This window comes from Lichenibacterium minor, from assembly GCF_004137685.1.
GTDB classification, from domain to species: Bacteria; Pseudomonadota; Alphaproteobacteria; order Rhizobiales; family Beijerinckiaceae; genus Lichenihabitans; species Lichenihabitans minor.
In genome coordinates, this window is the sequence record NZ_QYBB01000005.1 from 96,607 (window position 1) to 115,648 (window position 19,042).

A 19,042-nucleotide genomic window follows, 5' to 3' on the forward strand; every position below is an offset into this window, starting at 1 on the left:
GCGCCCCTCAGGGCGCCGTGGCCAGCGCCGCGGCGGCTTCGGCCAGCGCGGCCCGGATGCGGGCCGGGATCGCCGGGCTGGTGCAGACGATTGTGGGGCTCGCATGCGGCATCTCGATCACCCGCAGGCCGGGCTTGGCGGCCTCGACGACCGGCCGTGCCCCGCCGGCGACCCGCCCGGCCAGCACCGCGACGGCGAGGCGCGGGAGCAGGGCGAGGAAGGCCGGCAGTTCGGCCAGGCCCGCCGCCACCTCGCCCCGGCGCGGCGCGCGGTTGCGGGCCCCGGGCGCGTGGATGACCCAGGGCACGGCGTTCCACACCAGCGTGTCGGCGCGCGCGATCCCGGCGTCCCCGGTGAAGCGTCGGATGTTGGCGCCCGTGCCGGTCGGGTTGTCGCGGGACACGAAGCGCAGGGGCGAAGCGCCGGGGCCGGGCGTTTCCAGCAGGAGCAGGAGCCGGGCGTCGACGCCGCCGTCGAAGGGGTCGGCGTCCGGCACCTCACCGTGGCGGGTGCGAAGCTCCGCGGCGAAGCGCTCCAGCGCCGCCACATGGGGGGCACCCCGCGCCGCGGCGCGTCCGGCCAGCACGGCCGGGTCGGCGAGCGTGCCGCGCAGGCGGGACGGCAGGTCGGGCGGCGAGGGAGCCTCCGGGAATGGCGGTCGGGCCGGGGGAGGAGCCGTGGCGGCGTCGCCGTTCCGGCCGATGCCGACGGGGGCGAGGCGCCGGCCCGGCACGCTTCCGGGCGCGCGACCCTCAGGCTTCGGCTTCCCCACCCCGCACGTAGGGCTCCACCACGCCCCGGAGCCGGATCGTCATCGGGCGGCCGAAACGGTCCTTGGCATTGCCGGCGGCGACTTTGATCCAACCCTCGCTGATGCAATATTCCTCGACGTTGGTCTTCTCCTTGCCGTCGAAGCGGATGCCGACGTCGTTGGACAGCACCTCTTCGTCGTAGTGCGGGCTGTTGGGGTCGACGGACAGGCGGTCGGGGAACTGGACGGTCACGGCAGGGGTCCTTCTCGGGAGCGTCGCGCTGTCTAGCCTCCCGGGGGCGGGAGATCCAGCCTCGCCGGCCGCCTCACGAGGTGCCGCCGCCGCAGTCCGAGGTCGGGGATCCCGGCGGCGGCAGCGCGACGTGGAAGCGTTTCGTGGCGACGATCGCCCCGCCGGCCGCGACCACGAAGGTCCAATCGCCGGGGCGCATCTCCCAATCGTGGTCGAAGGTGAAGCCCACGTGGGTCTGCCCGAAGACGATCGCGCTGGCGAAGTCGTCTTCCGCGCTGGTGGCGCCGTCCGGCCCCGTGAAGGTCGGGTGGAGGACACGCACCACCACCGCGCCGGGCTCCGGCTCGCCCGCGCCGGGCAGGATCCGCAGCTTCACGCCGAAGCTGCGGCACAGCCGGGCCTCGATGGCGTCCGTGCGGTCGAGGTAGCGCTGGTGGGACATCGGCACGGCCGGCGCCAGGCCGGTGCCGCCCGTGCCCAACGGGGCTTCTGGCGCGCGCCGCCCCACGATCGGGCCCCAGTCGAGGATCTCGGCCGTCGGGTGAGCCGCGGCAGTCCCGGCGCCGAACCCTGAGGCCGCCAGCGCGGCGGCCAGCGCGGCGACGAGGGCCCGGGACCGCGCATCGTTCATGGCCTCACCCTCCTGCCCGTCGTCGAAGCGCGGCGCCGCCTGGTGGCGCCCCGGCGCCCTCAACCGTCCTGGCGGCCGTCCCCGGCCGCGCGCTTCAACGCGTAGAGGGCTTCGAGCGCCGATTTCGGCGTCAGCTCGTCGGGGTCGATCGCCGCCAGCGCGTCGCGCAGGGCGTCCCGCACGGGCTCGGGCGGGGGCGGCGCGGGGGTGTTGAGGTTGGCGAAGAGCGGCAGGTCGTCGAGCAGGCGTTCGACCGGCGAGGAGCGCGCGCCCTTCTCCAGCTCGGCCAGGATGGTGCGCGCCCGTTCCACCGCGGTGGCGGGCAGCCCGGCGAGCTTGGCCACCTGGATCCCGTAGGACCGGTCGGCCGCGCCCGGCACCACTTCGTGCAGGAACACCACGTCGCCCTGCCATTCCGTGACCTTGACGGTGAGGTTGGCGAGGCGCGGCAGCTTGTGGCCGAGCTGGGTCAGCTCGTGGAAATGGGTGGCGAAGAGCCCGCGCGACCTGTTGCGGTCGTGGAGGTGCTCCATCGCCGCCCAGGCGATGGACAGGCCGTCGAAGGTCGCGGTGCCGCGGCCGATCTCGTCCAGGATGACGAGCGAGCGCCCGGTCGCCTGGTTGAGGATCGCCGCCGTCTCGACCATCTCGACCATGAAGGTCGAGCGGCCGCGCGCCAGGTCGTCGGCGGCGCCGACGCGGGAGAACAGCCGGTCGACCACGCCGATATGCGCTTCCGCCGCCGGGACGTAGGAGCCCGCCTGGGCCAGCACGGCGATCAGCGCGTTCTGGCGCAGAAAGGTCGACTTGCCGGCCATGTTGGGCCCGGTCACCACGGCGATGCGGCCGCCCGTGGTCTTGGCCCGCGCCGGCCCCTCCGTGCCCGACAGGTCGCAGCCGTTGGCGACGAAGTCGACGCCCCGGGCCCGCAGCGCCGCTTCCACCACGGGGTGGCGCCCGCCCGCGATGCGGAACGCGAGGGACCGGTCGACCGCGGGCCGCGTCCAGCCCCGCGTGTCGGCGACTTCGCCGAGCGCGAAGGCGACGTCGATCGCCGCCAAAGCGTCGCCGGCGGCGCGGATGCCTTCGGCCTCGGCCAGCGCGGAGGCGACCAGCCCGTCCCACAGGGTGCGCTCGATCGCCAGGGCGCGGTCGGCCGCGGACGAGATCCGGCTTTCGAGTTCGGCGAGCTCGGTCGTCGAGAAGCGCATCGCGCCCGCCATGGTTTGGCGGTGGATGAAGAGCGCGTTGTGGGGCGGCACGCGCCAGGTTTCGCCGACCTGCGCCGTCACCTCGATGAAGAAGCCGAGGAAGTTGTTGTGCTTGATCTTGAGCGTGCGGATTTCCGTGTGCTCGACGTAGCGGGCCTGGAGCGCCGCCACGACGCGGCGGGTGTCGTCGCGCAGCTCGCGCGCCTCGTCGAGCGCGAGGTCGTGCCCGGCCCGGATGAACCCGCCGTCGCGCGCCAGCAGCGGCAGGTCGTCGGCGAGCGCGGCGCCGAGCAGCACGCTGAGCGACGCGTCGATGCGCCCGGCCCCGGCGGCGGCTTCGGCCAGTTCGGCCGGAAGCTCAGGCTCGTCCAACAGACGGCACGACAGCGCGTAGGCGGCGGCGAGGCCGTCGCGCAGGGCCGCGAGGTCGCGCGGGCCGCCCCGGCCGAGGCTCAGGCGCGACAGGGCGCGGGCCATGTCGGGCGCGCGCTTCAGCGTCGCCCGCACCTCCGCGCGCCGCCGCCGGTCGGCGGCCGCGAAGCCCACCGCGTCGAGGCGGCGCCCGATGCGGTCCGGGTCGGTCGACGGGCCGGCGAGCCGCTCGGCCAGCAGGCGAGAGCCGGCGGGCGTGGAGGTCAGGTCGACGGCGTGGAGCAGCGATCCCTGCCGCTCGCCGCCGAGCGTGCGCGTCATCTCGAGGTTGGCGCGGGTGGACGCGTCGATCTCCACCGCGAGGCCGCGCTCGGCCCGGGCCGGCGGCTGCAGGTTCGGCCGCGCGTCGAGTTGGGTGCGGGCCACGTAATGGAGGACGGTCGCTGCGGCGGCGAGCTCGGCGCGCGTGAAGGCGCCGAAGCCGTCGAGCGTCGACACGCCGTACCATTCGGCGATCCGCCGTTCCGCCGCGGCGGGGTCCGCCGCGTCGCGCGCCACGCGGGTCACGGCGCCGGGCGCCTCGTCGAGGACGTGGCGCAGCTCCGGCTCGTCGGCGAAGCCGTCCGGCACCACGGTTTCGCGCGGCTCGATGCGGGCGAGGTGGGCGGCGAGGTTCGGGGCCGGCACCTCGGCCACCGCGAAGGCCCCGGTAGAGATGTCGACCGCCGCGACCCCGTAGATCCAGGCGTCGCCCGCCCCCTTCACGCGCGACAGGGCGGCGAGCAGGTTGGCGCGGCCGGGCTCCAGCAGCCGTTCCTCGGTGATGGTGCCGGGCGTGACGATGCGCACCACCGCGCGCCGCACCACGGATTTGTAGCCGCGCTTCTTGGCCTCGGCGGGATCCTCGGTCTGTTCGCAGACCGCCACCGTGTGGCCGCGGGCGATGAGCGTGTGGAGGTAGTCGTCGGAGCGCTCGACGGGGACGCCGCACATGGCGATGTCCTCGCCCTGGTGCTTGCCGCGCTTGGTCAGCACGATGCCGAGCACGGAGGCCGCCACGACGGCGTCCTCCAGGAACAGCTCGTAGAAGTCGCCCATGCGGTAGAACAGCAGGGCGTCCGGGTGGTCCGCCTTGATGCCGAGGTATTGCGCCATCATCGGCGTGACGCGGTCGGGCGCGGCGTCGGGCCCGAGGCTCGCCGCCGGCGGCGCGGGCACCGGCTCGGCCGGTGCTGCGGCGTCGGCGTGGCGATCGATGAAGCGGATGGCGGCCATGGGCCACCATACCGCGATCGGGCGCGGGACGCACGGTGGGCGCCGCCGCTGTCCACCGTGCGACCGTCGGGCGGACCGCTGAGGTCTGCGGCAGCCGTGCCGGGACGCGACCCTGGAACCGTGGCGGCGACGCGGGCCCGGCGGCGTCGCCGGCGCGCTCGAACGGCCCGCCGCGGCGCGGTTGTCCGGACCCGCTCAGGCGAGGTCGAAATCGATGGCTTCGAAGCGCTGCATCCGGAACGGCGCCGCGTCGCGCCGGAGGTCGCGCATCTGCAGCACCATCGGCGACGGCCGCAGGCGGCCGGGCAGGAGCAGCCCGGGGAGCGGCACCGCGTCGTTGATGCCGGCATAGGCGAACAGCGGCCGGCGCTGGAGCCGGCAGGCCGCCGAGGTGACGGCGGCGACGTCGCGGCGCCCGACGGTCGTGCCGTGGCGGGGCAGCAGCGCGCAGATCAGGGCATGGGGCGCCCCCCGCGCCCGGCGCCGAGCCGACACCGCCAGCAGGCGCTCGCCGACATGGAGCGCGTAGCCGGCGCCCGGCCGGCCGAGCCGGCCCCACAGCCGTTCGGCCGTCCAGCCGAGCCCCGTCTGCGTCCCGCCGCAGAACGGGGCGAGGATCCGCCGGCCCCGCTCGGCCCCGAGGTCGGCGACCCGGTGCGAAACGACGGGCACGCCCGGGACCGGGAGCCCGCCCACGCCGACCCGGACGTCGAGCCGCGCGGCTTCCGCGAGCCGCAGGATGCGGGCGTTGACGTCCGCCGCCATGGCGTTGGGGACCGACAGGATCAGGCGCACGCCGCGCTCGCGGCAGGCCGCCTCGGCGGCGCGGTAAAGCCCGACCAGCGTCGCCAGCGACCGGAAGGCTTCCAGGACGAAGACGTCGACCAGCGCCACGGCCGGCTCCGGCCGGCCGTCCACCGTCACGGTCTGGTGCAGCAGGGCGAGGTGGCCGACCTTGCGCGGCCCCGCATAGGCGGCCAGCACGGTCGCGCCTTCGCCATAGGCGTCCCGGTAGAGCCAGCGCAGCCCTTCCGGCGTGAAACGGCCGGCCTCGGCCGCGAAGGCCTCCGCGGCGAGCGCGGCCGTTTCGGCGTGATCGGTCGCGCTCTCGATCCGCACCGAGACGGCGTCGGGCGGCGCGGGGGAGGTCGGGGCGGCGAGGGGCGCTGCGGCTGTCATGGCGCCCGAGCGTGGGGAAGAAAGCTTGCCGAATCCCTCACCGCCATCGGGCCTCACCGGTCGGACGGCGTGGCGGCGGCGAGGGTGGCGAACGGCACCGCGTGGCTCTCGACGTCGCGGCGGACGGCGTCCGAGCAGACTTCGGCTGCCTTCTCGCTGTCGTCAATGTGGCTCGTCGTTCACCGCGCCTCGCGATGGCCGCTCCAGACGTCCCAGCCGTCGAGGAGCAGACCGCGCTCCGAGCCGAGCCGGGTCAGGGCGGGGAAGCTCCGCTCCCCGATGCCCTCCGGCGCCGGCTCGGTTTCCTCGAGGAACCGGCGCAGAAACTCGTGGCTGAGCTCGTAGGCGAAGCGCTGGATCACGCCGTCGCGCACCACCTCGCGGCCGGGCCCGGCTCCGCCCGCGCCTCGGCGAGGCCGGACGTGAGCCGACCCATGGCATGGCGGAACGACGACGTGTCCAGCGCCACCCCCTCACCCCCCGATGTTGAAGGCCGCCAGCGCCGCCATGTTGACGATGTCGCTGTCCCGCGCGCCGAGCGGCACGATCTGCACCGGCCGGTCGAGCCCGACGATCATCGGCCCGATCAGCGTGGCGCCGCCGAGCTCCTGGAGCATGTGGGTGGAGATGGAGGCCGAGTGGAAGGCCGGCATCACCAGCACGTTGGCGACGTCGCTCAACCGGCAGAACGGGTAGGCGGCCATGCGCTCGCGGTTCAGCGCCACGTCGGCGGCGATCTCGCCGTCGTATTCGAAGTCGACGTGCATCCCATCGAGCAGCTTCACGGCGTCCTGCACGCGCTGCGAGCGCTCGCCCGGCGGGTGGCCGAAGGTCGAGAAGGCCAGCATGGCCACGCGGGGCTCGTAGCCGAGCCGCCGCGCCACCCGGGCCGCCTCGACCGCGATGGCGGCGAGGTCCTCGGCTTCCGGCATCTCCGTGATGGCTGTATCGGCCACCAAGACGGTGCGGCCCCGCGACAGCACCAGCGACACGCCCATCAGCCTGTGGCCCGGCTTCGGGTCGATCACGCGCGCCACGTCGGCGAGCGCCGCGGAAAAGTTGCGCGTGACGCCCGTCACCATGGCGTCGGCGTCGCCGTTGGCCAGCATGGCGGCGGCGAAATGGTTGCGGTCCGTGTTGATGAGGCGCTGGCAGTCGCGGAACAGGAAGCCGCGGCGCTGCAGCCTCTGGTACAGGAACTGCGCGTAGGTGGCGTTGCGGTGCGACAGCCGGGCATTGTGGATCTCAATGCCGCGCTGCTCGGCGATGTCGAGCCCGAGGCCGGCCGCCGTCTTGGCGATGCGGTCCTCACGGCCGATCAGCAGCGCGGTGCCGAGCCCCTGGTTGGTGAAGGAGAGCGCCGCGCGGATCACCTGCTCCTCCTCGCCTTCGGCGAAGATGACGCGCTTGGGGAAGCGCTTGGCGCGCTCGACGATGCGCTGCAGCGCGCCCGCCACGGGATCGCGCCGGGCCGAAAGCTGCGCCGCATAGCCCGCCATGTCGACGATGGGGCGGCGGGCCACGCCCGTGTCCATGGCGGCGCGGGCGACGGCCGGCGGCACGGTGTGGATCAGCCGCGGGTCGAAGGGCACCGGGATGATGTAGTCGCGCCCGAAACGGGGGCGTGCGCCGCCGTAGGCCGCCGCCACCTCGTCCGGCACGTCCTCGCGGGCGAGGTCGGCGAGCGCGTGCACGGCCGCGATCTTCATCTCCATGTTGATCGTGGTGGCCCGAACGTCGAGCGCGCCGCGGAAGATGTAGGGGAAGCCCAGGACGTTGTTGACCTGGTTCGGGTAGTCCGAGCGGCCGGTGGCCACGATGGCGTCGTTGCGCACCGCGTGGGCCTCCTCGGGCGTGATCTCGGGGTCCGGGTTGGCCATGGCGAAGATGATGGGCTTCGGCGCCATGCTGCGCACCATCTCGGCCGTCAGCGCGCCCTTCGCGGACAGGCCGAAGAAGATGTCGGCGCCCTCCATGGCGTCGGCGAGCGTGCGCTTGTCGGTGTGGACCGCGTGGGCCGACTTCCACTGGTTCATGCCGCTTTCGCGGCCCTGGTACACCACCCCCTTGGTGTCGCAGAGCAGCACGTTCTGCGGCTGGAACCCCATGGCCTTGATGAGGTCGAGGCAGGCGATGCCGGCGGCGCCGGCGCCGTTGCACACGAGCCTGGTTTCGCGGATGTCGCGGCCCGTGAGCTTCATGGCGTTCAGCATGCCGGCCGCCGCGATGATGGCGGTGCCGTGCTGGTCGTCATGGAAGACCGGGATGTCCATCAGCTCGCGCAGGCGCTCCTCGATGATGAAGCACTCCGGTGCTTTGATGTCCTCGAGGTTGATGCCGCCGAAGGACGGGCCGAGGTAGCGCACGGCCGCGATGAAGGCGTCCGGGTCCTCGGTGTCGACTTCGAGGTCGATGGAATCGATGTCGGCGAAGCGCTTGAACAGCACCGCCTTGCCTTCCATCACGGGCTTGGACGCCAACGCGCCGAGGTTGCCGAGGCCGAGGATCGCGGTGCCGTTGGAGATCACCGCCACCATGTTGCCCTTGGCGGTATAGTCGTAGGCGCGGGACGGGTCCTCGGCGATGGCCTTCACCGGCACGGCGACGCCGGGCGAATAGGCCAGCGACAGGTCGCGCTGGGTGGCCATCGGCTTGGTGGGGATGACCTCCAGCTTGCCGGGCCGGCCTTGCGAGTGGAATTGGAGCGCTTCCTGGTCCGTGATCGTGCGGCGCTTGGGGCGGGCCGCTTCGGGATCGTTCATCGTTGGTCCTGGCTCGTCGTTGGGATGCGAGACGAGGGAGCATAGGGTGGCGACCGACCGCCGGAAAGGCGGTTCGGGGCGGCCCCGGCCCTTTTGCGGGCATCGGCCGGGTCCGTCCGACCCCGTCGCGGCGCCGGGCGGGCAGGCCCGTCAAGCTTCGGCCACGGCCGGCATGGCGCGCTCGCGCTGCTCCAGCAGGCTCTGCACGATGAGGGCGGACGGCTCCGGGCGGCCGTGGAACCAGCCTTGCACTTCGTCGCAGCCGAGAGCCTTCAGCTGCGCGAGCTGCTCGGCCGTTTCGCAGCCTTCGGCGTTGACGCGAAGCCCGAGGTTGCCGGCGAGGCTGACCACGGCCGCGATGATGGCCGCGGCAGGCCGGTCCGCCGGCAGCCCGCGCACGAAGCTCTGGTCGATCTTCAGCTTGTCGATGGCGAAGGTGCGCAGGTAGCTCAGCGACGAGAAGCCCGTGCCGAAGTCGTCGAGCGACAGCCCGATGCCCGCGGCGCGCAGCCGGTCGAGCCGGTCGCGGGCGGCGCCGTCGTTCTCCATCAGGAGGGATTCCGTCAGCTCGAGGTCGAGACGTTCGGCCGGCAGCCCGCTGGCCGTCAGCGCGTCGAAGACGGTCGCGACGAGGTCGCCGCGCGACAGCTGTATCGCCGACAGGTTCACCGACACCGTGATGGGTTCCGGCCAGCCCGCGGCGTCGTGGCAGGCTTGGCGCAGCACCCACGCCCCCAGCGCCTCGATGAGCCCCGTGCGCTCCGCGATGGGGATGAATTTCGCCGGCGACACGAAGCCCCGCACGGGGTGAGGCCAGCGCACGAGCGCTTCGACGCCGGTGATGAGGTCCGTCGCGAGGTCGACCTGCCGCTGGTAGAAGACGAGGAACTCGCCCCGCCGCAGCCCGTCGCGGAGATCCTGCTCGAGCGCGCGGTCGTCCTCGGCGCCCCGCTCCATGGCGGCATCGAACACGACGGCCCGGTCGCCGCCCGCGGCCCGCGCCGCCGTCATGGCGGCATCCGCTTCCCGCATCAGCGTGGCGGCCTCGCCGCCCCCGGTCGCCAGGGCCACGCCGACGCTGATCCCGATCGACGCCTCGTAGGGCCCGAGCACGTGCACCCCGCCCACGGCGGCGACGAGCTCGTCGGCGAAGCGCCGCACCTCGGCCTCGGACGGGCGCGCGACCAGCACGGCGAATTCATCGCCGCCCAGTCGGGCCGGCAGGTCGCCCCCGTCGGCGAAGCCTTCGAGCCGCTGCGCCACCGCGACGAGCAACTGGTCGCCGCCGGCGTGGCCGAGCCGGTCGTTGACGATCCGGAAACGGTCGAGGTCGAAGAACAGGAGGGCGGTCACGCCGCCCTGCGACGGCCGCGCCAACGCGGCTTCGACGCCCTCGACCAGCACGCGGCGGTTGCTGAGCCCCGTCAACGCGTCGACCTTCGCCATCGTGATGAGGCGGGCTTCGGCGGCGCGCGCCTCCGTCACGTCGGCGAAGGACAGGCATATGGCGCTGCGCTCCGGCCCGAGCCGCCCGTCCGGCCCCACGGGCCCGGGCACCCGCGACGGCGTGACGACGCAGTTCAGGATGACGCCGACGCCGCCCCGCACCGTGCAGCGGATCTCGCGCATGGGGGCCGGGCGGACCCCGCCCGGCCCGCCGTCCGCGGCCCCCTCCAACGCTTCCGCGCAGGCCGCCGCGAGCGGGCCCGGCAGGACGGCGCCGTAGTGCATCTGGCCGTCGAGGCCGGGCGGCAGGCCGATGATGGACGCCGCTGCGGCGCTGATCGCCCGCACGGCGCCGTCGTGGTCCACGACGACGATGCCGGCGAAGTTGTCCGCGACGACGCGGCCCAGGATGGTGCGCAGCCGCTCGGCCTCGGAGCGGGACCGAAGCAGGCCGACCCGCCTGTCGTCGATCTCGACCGCGACCGCGATCAGGGCGAAGCACAGCAGGCCCGCGTGGAGGGGCGCCGTGGCCGGGAGCAGCGGCACGGTGTGCTGTAGGGCGAGCGCCAGGCCTTCGCCGAGCGGCGCCGCGGCCAGCAGCGTCGCCAGGTGCCCGGCCAGCCTGAAACGCCCCCCGAGGGTGCTCGCCGCAGCGAGCAGCAGCCCGCAGGCGAGCAGCGTCAGCCAGGGGGCGACGGGGCGGAGCGCCCGGCCCTGGACGAGGCTTTCCGCCGCCAGGGCGTGCAGGGTGACGCCGGGCACGAAGCCGAAGCGCGGCACGGACACGAAGTCGCCCAGCTCCGGCGCCGTGGCGCCGATCAGCACCTTGCGGCCAGCGATCCGCTCGCGGTCCACGCGCCCGCCGAGCAGCGCGTCGGCCGACACGCGGTCGATCCGCGCCGCGTCGATGCCGTAGTCGATGGTGAACGTTCGATCCGGGCTGGGGGGAGGAGCGACCAGCGCCGTCGACAGGCCGGGCAGGCTCGTCTGCGGCAGGAGGCGCGGGTCCGACACCGGTTCGAAGCGCGCGATGTCGCGCACGATGCCGTGGTTCCTGTTGCCCTGGTTCACCAGGGCCGGCCAGGACAGGTCGGCGAAACGCCGGATGGGAATGCGCAGCGGCCGCGCGTCGTCGTCCGACGCCATGGGGTCCAGCAGGGACGCCAGGATCACCGAGCCGTCGGCCCGCTCGAGCGCCCGCTCGAAGGCCGCGTCGCCGTCCGCCGCACCCGGGGTGCTCAGGTCTACGTCGAGCGCTATGGCGGCGGCATCGGCCGCCCGCAGCCGGTCGACGATGTCGGCGTAGAGGTTGCGGCTCCACGGCCAGCTGCGGTCGATCGTGAGGCTCGCCGAATCGATGTCGACGATGAGGAGCTGGCCCGACGGGCGCCGGCTCCAGGCCGCGAAGCGCATGTCGCCGGCCGCATGGTCGAGGGTCGTGAGGGCACCGCAGGACCAGAGCGCCGCCACGACGGCGACCGCGGACATCCGGGCCAGCGCGGCGCGGTGCCGGCGCAGGGGCCGCCGCCGTTCGACGCCGGCAGGGCGCTCAGGCCTCATCGGCCGTGCCCACCGCCTCCGCCCGACCCGTTGCCGCCGCCTCCGCTGCCGCCCGGGCCGCGGCCGTGTCCGTGACCTCCGCGTCCACCGCCGTGCCCGCCATCGCCACCGTTGCCCGCTCCGCCACCGTTTCCGCCCGCGTTGCCGGCGCCGCCGTTTCCGCCCGCGTTGCCGGCGCCGCCGTTTCCGCCCGCGTTGCCGGCGCCGCCGTTTCCGCCCGCGTTGCCGGCGCCGCCGTTTCCGCCCGCGTTGCCGGCGCCGCCGTTTCCGCCCGCGTTTCCGCCGCCACCGTTTCCGCCCGCGTTGCCGGCGCCGCCGTTGCCGCCCGCGTTGCCGGCTCCCCTGTTTCCGCCTGCGTTGCCGGCGCCGCCGATGCCGTGGCCGCCATGTCCGGACGCCCCATCGCCGCCCCCTCTGCCATGGCCCGCCGCACCGCCTCGGCCCTCGCCGGCCTTCCCGGACTCGCCGCCGCGGGTGGCCGAGCCTCTGCCGCCATCGCCACGGGCGCCATCTCCGTTCGGCGTGCCGCGGTCGCTCCTGCCGACGGTCGCACCCGGATTCGCCGCGGTGGCGGACGCTTGGCCCGCCTCTGCCTGTCCTCCGGCCTGGGAAGCGGCATCGCCGGCGCGCGCCGCGTCTGCCGCCGCGGCCCGTCCCTCGGGCGAACCGCCTCCGGCAGGACTCATGGCCTCGCCGGAGCGGTTTTCGGCCCCGCGGGTTCGGCCCACGACGCCATCACGGGCCCTTCCGTTCCGGCCACCGATGCCGCGACCGGCCTGCCCTCCGTCCTCGCTGCCGGCGTGACCGAAGCTGGACGGGCCGCTGTTTCCGGCTGAAGCGTCCCGCGAATGGCGGCCCGGACCAGTGGTGCCATCCCCCTCGCCGCTCCGTCTCGACGCTGGGGCTGCGGCGGTTTGGCGGGATGCAACCCGTGCCGACGCGTTGTCGGCGGTCCCGCCGCCGAGCGCGGCGACTCTGCTGCTCAATCCCTTGCCCTTCTTGTTGTCCCCTGTGCCTTTGTTGCCGGTGTCATTGCCGTCGTTCGACTTTTCAGGCGTCGCCTTAGCCGTCGGCGGAGCAGCGACGGTTATGCCAGGAAGCGTGACGGTGATCCCAGGAACCGTGATGGTGATCCCGGGAATCGTGATCGCCGCGGCGGGCTGGGCGGGCTGGGCGGGAACGGCCGGGGCCGGCGGGGTCGCAGGCTGAGCGGGAACGGCCGGGGTCGGCAGTGTCGCGGGCTGCGCGGGGACGGCCGGAGCCGGCGGTGTCGCAGGCTGCGCGGGGACGGCTGGGGCCGGCGATGTCGTGGGCTGGGCGGGAACCGAGGGAGCAGACGGAATGGCCGTCCCCGCCGTGCTTGTGGAAGCGGTGCCCGTCGCGGCCGTTCCCGCCGTGCTTGTGGACGCGGTGCCCGTAGTGGCCGTCCCCGCCGTGCTTGTGGAAGCGGTGCCCGTCGAGACCGTCCCCGCCGTGCCCGTGGAGGCGGTGCCCGTGGCCGCCGTCCCCGCCGTGCCCGTGGGGGCGGTGCCCGTCGCGACCGTCCCTGCCGTGTCCGAGGAGGCGGTGCCCGTGGCCGCCGTTCCTGCCGTGCCCGTGGAGGCGGTGCCCGTGGCCGCCGTTCCTGCCGTGCCCGTGGCCGCCGTTCCTGCCGTGCCCGTGGCCGCCGTTCCTGCCGTGCCCGTGGAGGCGGTGCCCGTGGCGGCCGTCCCTGCCGTATTAGGAGACGCGGCCGTGTTCGAGCCGGCGCTACTTCCGGCGGTCGTCTGTGCGGTCGGGGATGCCGGCCCTCCCGTGGCCGCGGCGGGGTTGGACGGGCCCGTGGCGCTCGCCGCCTGTCCCGCGGTGGTCCCCGTCGCCGCGGTTTCGGCCGCGGTGGGAGACACCGAACCGTTGCCGATCGGCGAGTTGCTTCCCGACCCTGCGCCATGGCTCGCAGCGGCTGCACTCGCGGCGGCACTCGCCGCGGCAGCCGGGGCGGCCTTGGCCACGGCGGCGGGCGTCCCGACCGGCGCTGCGGGCGACAGCGCCCCCACCACGGCCGCCCTGGGTGCCCCGAGGGTGACGGGTGAATGTCGACCCGCCCCGGCGACCGACAGGCCTCGCGAGCCGACGCTGGCGTGCTGTCCGGCCGTCACGTCCGCCATCTGACCGGTCTTCAGCGAGGTCACCTGCACGGTGCCGCGCTGCACAGCGACCCCGCCGGCGGTTTGCGCCACCGAGACGGTGAAGTGCGTGCCCTTCACGACGGCGGCCAGCATCGGCGTTTCCACGGAGAAGTGCTGGACGTTCTGCTTTTCGACGTCGAACGACACCGTGCCGGCCTTCTCCAGCACGGTCGTCGACAGGCCTTCGCCCGGACGCTCCGCCACCGCGACCACGCTTTTGGGGCCGATCACCATGGATTCGGTGCCGCGCTGGAGCATCACGCGGGAGCGCTCGGCGGTGAACACCGAAACGCCGGAGGGGATCGCCATGCCGACCGCCACGTCGGTGCGATCCGCGTCCGTGCCCGTCCAGGCGCGTCCCGAAACCTTGGACACAGTCCAGCCCTCGACGGCCGCCCCCGCGGGGACGGGCAGGTTGGAAAGGACGGTGAGGAGGCCCGTCGCCGCAAGGGCCCGTAAGCGGATCTGTCGCATATGGTTAATATGCCGGCCAATCCTTCACGAAGCCTTGCATTCAAGGAAAGTCCGCCGGTCGCCCCTCCGCTCGATATCCCCGTCGGTCGACGGGATGGGCCTGCCTCGGCTCGGGTGCGTCCTGGAGTCCGCCGCCCCGCGCGGGTCGCGGAAAGGGGACGCGGGGTCCGGGCATTCCGCGACCCGACCGGCCGCGGTCGATGGAAGGGGGTCGCATCCGCCGGCGGGACGAGCGGAGCGGGTCGCGCTCTTCCCGCGACGACCCGGATCGGCGGGAACGATCCCGCCCTGGCCAGCGCTGCCGGCGATGCCGTCGCGAGACTCCATCCGGTGGGCTCCGGGCGTCGATCGACGGAGCGGCTCCTCACTCCCCCGTGCAGAGCGGGGTCGGTCGCGGCGGCGGCGGCGGATGGGCCGCCTTGTAGCGCGCGATGATCGGTTCCAGCACGGCCCGCGGCCAGAACTTCGGCGCGCCGATCTCGGCCCGGCACGTCGCGTCCCAATAGCCGGCTCCCCGCGCCGCTTCGCGCACGTCCGCGGCTTCGGGGTAGATGTAGAGCGTCGTCGGCCGGCCCTCGACCATCGCGCCGATCTTCGCGGCGTCCGCCGCGGACCAGCTCGTGCAGCCGTTGGAGCGGCCGCCGGCATAATCGACGAGATGGCCGAAGCGCACGAAGCCCTGTGGGTCGGCATAGGGGTTGCCCGGGTCGCGGCGCAGGCACACGCCCTTCATGGTCACGGCCGCGTGGCCGCCGATCTCGCGGCTTCGGGCGTTGGCGGTCTCGCCTTCGCCCTCGAAGGGGACGAAGGTGCGCAGGAAGGGCGACGTGCCCCCGCCGGCGTCGCGGAAAAAGCCTTTGAAGGTCGTGCGCGCTTCGCCCGTCACGTAGCTGCCGCCGGTGGTGAGGTTCGAGTCCGCGGCGTTGCCGAAGTTCTTCGCGCAGCGGCGCCCGTTGCGGAAATCGGCGGCGCCGGGGAGGTCCAGCCCCGAGCCGTGGCCGGCGGGGATGGCGGAAAAGCTCTGTTCGGCCTCGCACACGACGTAGAACCGGCCGCCGTCGGGGTCGTTGGGCCGGGTCGCGTCCATGGCGAACCAGCAGGGGTTCGACACCCGGCCTTCCGCCGACTTGCGCAGGTAGAGCGATCGCGCGCGCTGCAGCACCGGCGCGGCGATCTGTCCGTCGCCCAGGCCGACGTGGGGGGCGAGCCAGCCTGGAACGTCGTCGGCCAGCGCCGGAGTCGCGAGGCCGGCGCAGACGGCGGCCAGCAGGGCTGAACGGAGGGCGGATCTCGTGGTCACGCGGGCCGGGCCTCCGGATCGGTCGGGCTGATACCAGCGGTCGACGGTTTCGTCCGCCGGCGAGCGCGGACGCGCCCCGCCGTTCGCCGCACGGCCCTGCACGCTAGCACGGACGGGGCGCGGGGTCCCCGTCTGCCCCGGCGGGAAGCGCGGCACGGTCATTCCGCCGCGGCCCGCCCGTCCCGGTCGCCGGCGAGCTTCTGGTCCAGCCAAGCGTCGAGCCTGTCGAGCGCGGGGCTCGACACGGTGGGCGCGGCGGGCGGGTTGGCGTAGCCGGCGGCCTTCAGCTTGGCGTGTATGTCGTAGAGCAGGTCGCTCGTCACGCGGCCCCGGCCCTCGACGTCCTCGATGAAGCAGATCAGGTCGAAGCTCATGTTCGCCTCGCCGAGCGCGGTGAACAGCACGGAAGGCGTCGGGATGGTCAGCACCCGCTCGTGCGCCTTGGCGGTCGAGATCAGCGCGCCCCGCACCTCCTCGGGGTCGGCGGACAGCGGCACCGTGAAGCCGAGCTTGATGCGGCCGACGCGGTCGTTGCGCACCCAGTTCTTCACGACGCCCGACATCAGCGACGCGTTGGGCATGATGACGAGCGCGCGGTCGAAGGTCTCGATCTCGGTGGAGCGGACGTTGATGCGGCGCACGAAGCCCGATTCCGCGCCCACCTCCACCCAGTCGCCGACCCGCACGGCCCGCTCCCAGAGCAGGATCAGCCCGGACACGAAGTTGTTGGTGACGGTCTGCAGGCCGAGGCCGATGCCCACCGACAGGCCGCCGGCGATGAGGCTCAGCCGCTCGAACGACAGGCCGAGGTAGGCCAGGGCGAGGCCCAGCGCCACGACGAAGCCCATGTAGCCGAAGCTGGTGACGAGCGAGTTCTGCAGGCCGGTGTCGAGCCGGGTGTGGGGGAGGTACTGGGTTTCCAACCAGCGTTGGACGGCGCGCCTGACCGCCATGGCGACGGTGAACAGCAGCACGGCGACGATCAGCGACGAGATCGAGATCGTGGCGCCGCCGATCGAGAAGCCGAAGAAGGCGGCCTCGACGGTCGCCACCATGTCGCCCGACTCGATGCGCCACGGCGCCAGCACCAGGATCACCGCCGCGACGTAGAGCGTCACCTTGACGAAACCGGACAACAGGATCGCCACCTGGTCGAGCCGGCCCTGCGGCAGCCCGAGCGCGGAGGACAGGCCGTGAGCGGCCGGCGTTTCCGGCCGGGTGAGGGCGCCGAAGCCCTCCTCGGCGAGGTTCACCAGCACGTAAAGCAGCGCCAGAGTGCCCGCCACCGCGAGGAACTGCTCGATCAGGAAGGCCGCGAAGGCGATGAAGCCGACCAGCACGGACACCAGCAGGGCGAGGCCGAGCGCGCGGCCCGCGGTGCGCAGCAGCGTGGCCCAGCGCTGACCCGCGGCGCCGCGCCGTTCCGCTTCGGCGCGGCGAAGCCAGCTCCTGCGCAGCGCCAGGGCCAGCGCCACCGTGACGGCGGCGGCGCCGAGCCCCCGCGTCGCGATGGCGACCGGCACGCCGACGCCGATGAAGTCGTTCACCGCCTCGACCATGTGGACCGACGCCACGATGACGGTCGACTGGATGGTGAGGTGGTACAGGTTGCGGGCGGTGGCGTCGTCGATCGGCGGCAGGCGCCAGTTGGGGCTCTTCGGGGCGAACAGCCCGCGCGCGAGGCCGATCCCGACCGACACGGCCGCGACCGCGACGGTGAGCGCGGTGCCGAGCGATTCCAGCAGCGTCGGCAGGTCGAACAGCGACACGAGCACGCCCACGGCCAGCATGGCGCCGACCGGCACGGCCGCGGTCGCGGCCGCCACGCGCAGCGCCCACACGGCCTTCAGCAGCCGCGATGGCTTGGCGGTGGGGTCGCGGCCCCGAAGCCCGACGGCGATCCGCCAGGCCGGGTAGTAGAGCAGGGCGACCAGCAACAGCAGCAAGCCGAGCGCGGCGCGGTGGGCGGGGGGGAGCCCGCCGTAGGCGGCCTGGGTCCAGTTGCTCGCCAGCGTGGCGACGCGGCCGAGGTCGTCCGGCGCCTCGGCGGCGACCGCGCGCCACAGCCCGGGGCTGAGCAGGCTGGAGGAGCGGGTGAAGAGGTCGTGGGCGAAGAGGGCGCGGCGGCGGCCCACGATCGTGTCGCTCACCTGCGCGGCCTGCACGGCCAGCACCTTGGCGCGCTTCTGTGTGGCGTCGAGGTCGTCGAAGAGCTTCTGCTGCGCGGCGCGCTCGTCGGTGACCGACTGCGCTTCGCCGGCACCGCCCTTGTCGTCGGGCTTCGGCCCGAGCTGCGCGAGCCGGTCCTTCACGGCCGCGAGGCGGGGCGCGAGGTCGGCCGCGACCGCGTTCATCTGACCCGCGATGGGGTCGACCTGGCCGCGGAGCTGCTGCAGCACGGCGTCGCCGAGGTCGCCGCGCGCCAGCCGCCCGTCCACCGCGTCGATGGTCTGCTTGGCCATGTCGATGTCGCCCGCGGCCTTGTTGGGCGCCTGGGCGAACGCCGGCGCGACGAGCAGGCAGAGGGCGAGCGACAGGAGGGACGGGAAGCGATGCAAGAAGCGGCCTCGGATTCGGTAGAGGATGGAGGGGGCCGCCGGCCTCAATAGAGGGGCGGCAAGCGAAGGCCCGTCTTGAACGGGCCGACCGAGACCGTCCCGTCCGCGAAGGCCACCGGCAGCGCTACGGTGCCGGGCGCCGGGGCGGGGGCGGGCTTCGTGCCGAGCAGGTTGGCCAGCAGGCCGCCGACCTGGACGGCACCGAGCGAGATGCCGAAGCGCTTCAGGATCGGCTCGAAGCCGCCGAAGCGCGCGTCGAGCCGGCCCTGAACGCGGTGGGACGCGTCGAGCCCGAGCGACCCGGCGGCGCCGAGCGACAGCGGCCCCTTGGTGAGCGCGATATTGCCCACGTCGAGCCGCCCGCCGGCGACCCGCCAGCGCTCGACCGTCGCCGGGCCGAGGTCCGGCAGGTCGCCCAGGGCGTGGGTGACGATGCCGGACAACAGCCCGTCGAGCGGGGCCGCTTCGCCCGTCACGGCGTCGAGCCCCGGCACCGCCAGGGCCGACAGGGCGATCTCCACGCTGTCCGCGTCGGCCGCCGCGGGGGCCAGCGCCGGGCCGGCGTGGAGTTCCACCCGCCGGGCCGTGCCGCCGCCGCCGGGCCGGTCGAGCGCGATCTCTTCGCCGACGACCTCGGCCCGGGCCCGCCCCGTGAGGACGCCGCGGAGCTTGGCGCCCAAGCGCGCCCAGCCGAGCGTGAAGTCCGAGTGGTGGTCGGCCGTCGCCAGGGTCATGGGGCCGTCGAGCAGGACGTAGACGGCGCTGGGCTCGTAGAGCCAAGCCCGCGCCGTCAGGCCCGCGAGGTGGCCCCGCCCGGGCGAGCCGTCGACGACACCGTCGAAGCCGACGCCGCGGCACGACACGTCGATGCGGAACGGGTAGCCGTCGATCGTGCGATCGGGGCAAGACCAGCGGCGGCCGTGCGCGGCTTCCGACGCGATGAAGCCGTCGAGCCCGGCCGCGGCCTGCCCGCGCGCCACGGCCCAGAACACCGACCAGCCGAGCACCAGGATGGCGAGCGACAGCAGCGGCACCATCACGGTGGCGCGCGGGCGGCGGCGCGGGCGGCGCAGGGCGATCCCCTGGCTCATGGCGCATTCCC

At 74.1% G+C, this 19,042-nt stretch carries 12 protein-coding genes; all 12 read right to left on the reverse strand.

Annotated elements, in window-relative coordinates; all coding sequences use genetic code 11:
* Positions 1 to 7: 7 nt before the first annotated feature.
* The gene (locus D3273_RS06755) at positions 8 to 625 is read right to left on the reverse strand and encodes a uracil-DNA glycosylase (RefSeq protein WP_129224972.1); all 618 of its coding nucleotides are present in this window, start codon (positions 623 to 625) and stop codon (positions 8 to 10) included.
* Positions 626 to 752: 127 nt separating this feature from the next.
* On the reverse strand, positions 753 to 1,004 hold the full coding sequence (locus D3273_RS06760) for a DUF3297 family protein (protein WP_129224799.1): 252 nt from the start codon (positions 1,002 to 1,004) through the stop codon (positions 753 to 755).
* A gap of 73 nt (positions 1,005 to 1,077) precedes the next feature.
* Positions 1,078 to 1,635 (reverse strand): DUF3859 domain-containing protein, encoded by a 558-nt coding sequence (locus tag D3273_RS06765; RefSeq protein WP_129224801.1) that lies wholly within the window; start codon positions 1,633 to 1,635, stop codon positions 1,078 to 1,080.
* 59 nt (positions 1,636 to 1,694) lie between these two features.
* A complete protein-coding gene (gene mutS, locus D3273_RS06770) occupies positions 1,695 to 4,493 on the reverse strand; it encodes a DNA mismatch repair protein MutS (RefSeq protein ID WP_129224803.1) in 2,799 nt (932 codons plus the stop codon).
* 195 nt (positions 4,494 to 4,688) lie between these two features.
* Positions 4,689 to 5,672 carry a GNAT family N-acetyltransferase gene (locus D3273_RS06775; RefSeq protein ID WP_129224805.1) on the reverse strand — a complete coding sequence of 328 codons (984 nt, stop codon included), beginning with the start codon at positions 5,670 to 5,672 and terminating at the stop codon, positions 4,689 to 4,691.
* Positions 5,673 to 5,851: 179 nt separating this feature from the next.
* Positions 5,852 to 6,046, reverse strand: a complete 195-nt coding sequence (locus D3273_RS06780) for a nucleotidyltransferase substrate binding protein (RefSeq protein ID WP_165359403.1) — start codon at positions 6,044 to 6,046, stop codon at positions 5,852 to 5,854.
* A 99-nt stretch (positions 6,047 to 6,145) separates the two neighbouring features.
* Positions 6,146 to 8,434, reverse strand: a complete 2,289-nt coding sequence (locus D3273_RS06785) for an NADP-dependent malic enzyme (protein WP_129224809.1) — start codon at positions 8,432 to 8,434, stop codon at positions 6,146 to 6,148.
* A 150-nt stretch (positions 8,435 to 8,584) separates the two neighbouring features.
* Positions 8,585 to 11,440, reverse strand: coding sequence for an EAL domain-containing protein (locus tag D3273_RS06790; protein WP_129224811.1), 2,856 nt, complete (start codon positions 11,438 to 11,440; stop codon positions 8,585 to 8,587).
* A complete protein-coding gene (locus D3273_RS06795) occupies positions 11,437 to 14,082 on the reverse strand; it encodes a FecR domain-containing protein (RefSeq protein ID WP_129224813.1) in 2,646 nt (881 codons plus the stop codon). The genes D3273_RS06790 and D3273_RS06795 overlap by 4 nt, the downstream gene beginning before the upstream one ends.
* A 364-nt stretch (positions 14,083 to 14,446) precedes the next feature.
* The gene (locus D3273_RS06800; protein ID WP_129224815.1) at positions 14,447 to 15,382 is read right to left on the reverse strand and encodes a hypothetical protein; all 936 of its coding nucleotides are present in this window, start codon (positions 15,380 to 15,382) and stop codon (positions 14,447 to 14,449) included.
* A 158-nt stretch (positions 15,383 to 15,540) separates the two neighbouring features.
* Positions 15,541 to 17,940: a DUF3772 domain-containing protein gene (locus D3273_RS06805; RefSeq protein WP_129224817.1), complete on the reverse strand. Its 2,400-nt coding sequence runs from the start codon at positions 17,938 to 17,940 to the stop codon at positions 15,541 to 15,543.
* 44 nt (positions 17,941 to 17,984) lie between these two features.
* On the reverse strand, positions 17,985 to 19,031 hold the full coding sequence (locus D3273_RS06810; RefSeq protein ID WP_129224819.1) for a DUF2125 domain-containing protein: 1,047 nt from the start codon (positions 19,029 to 19,031) through the stop codon (positions 17,985 to 17,987).
* Positions 19,032 to 19,042: the final 11 nt, after the last annotated feature.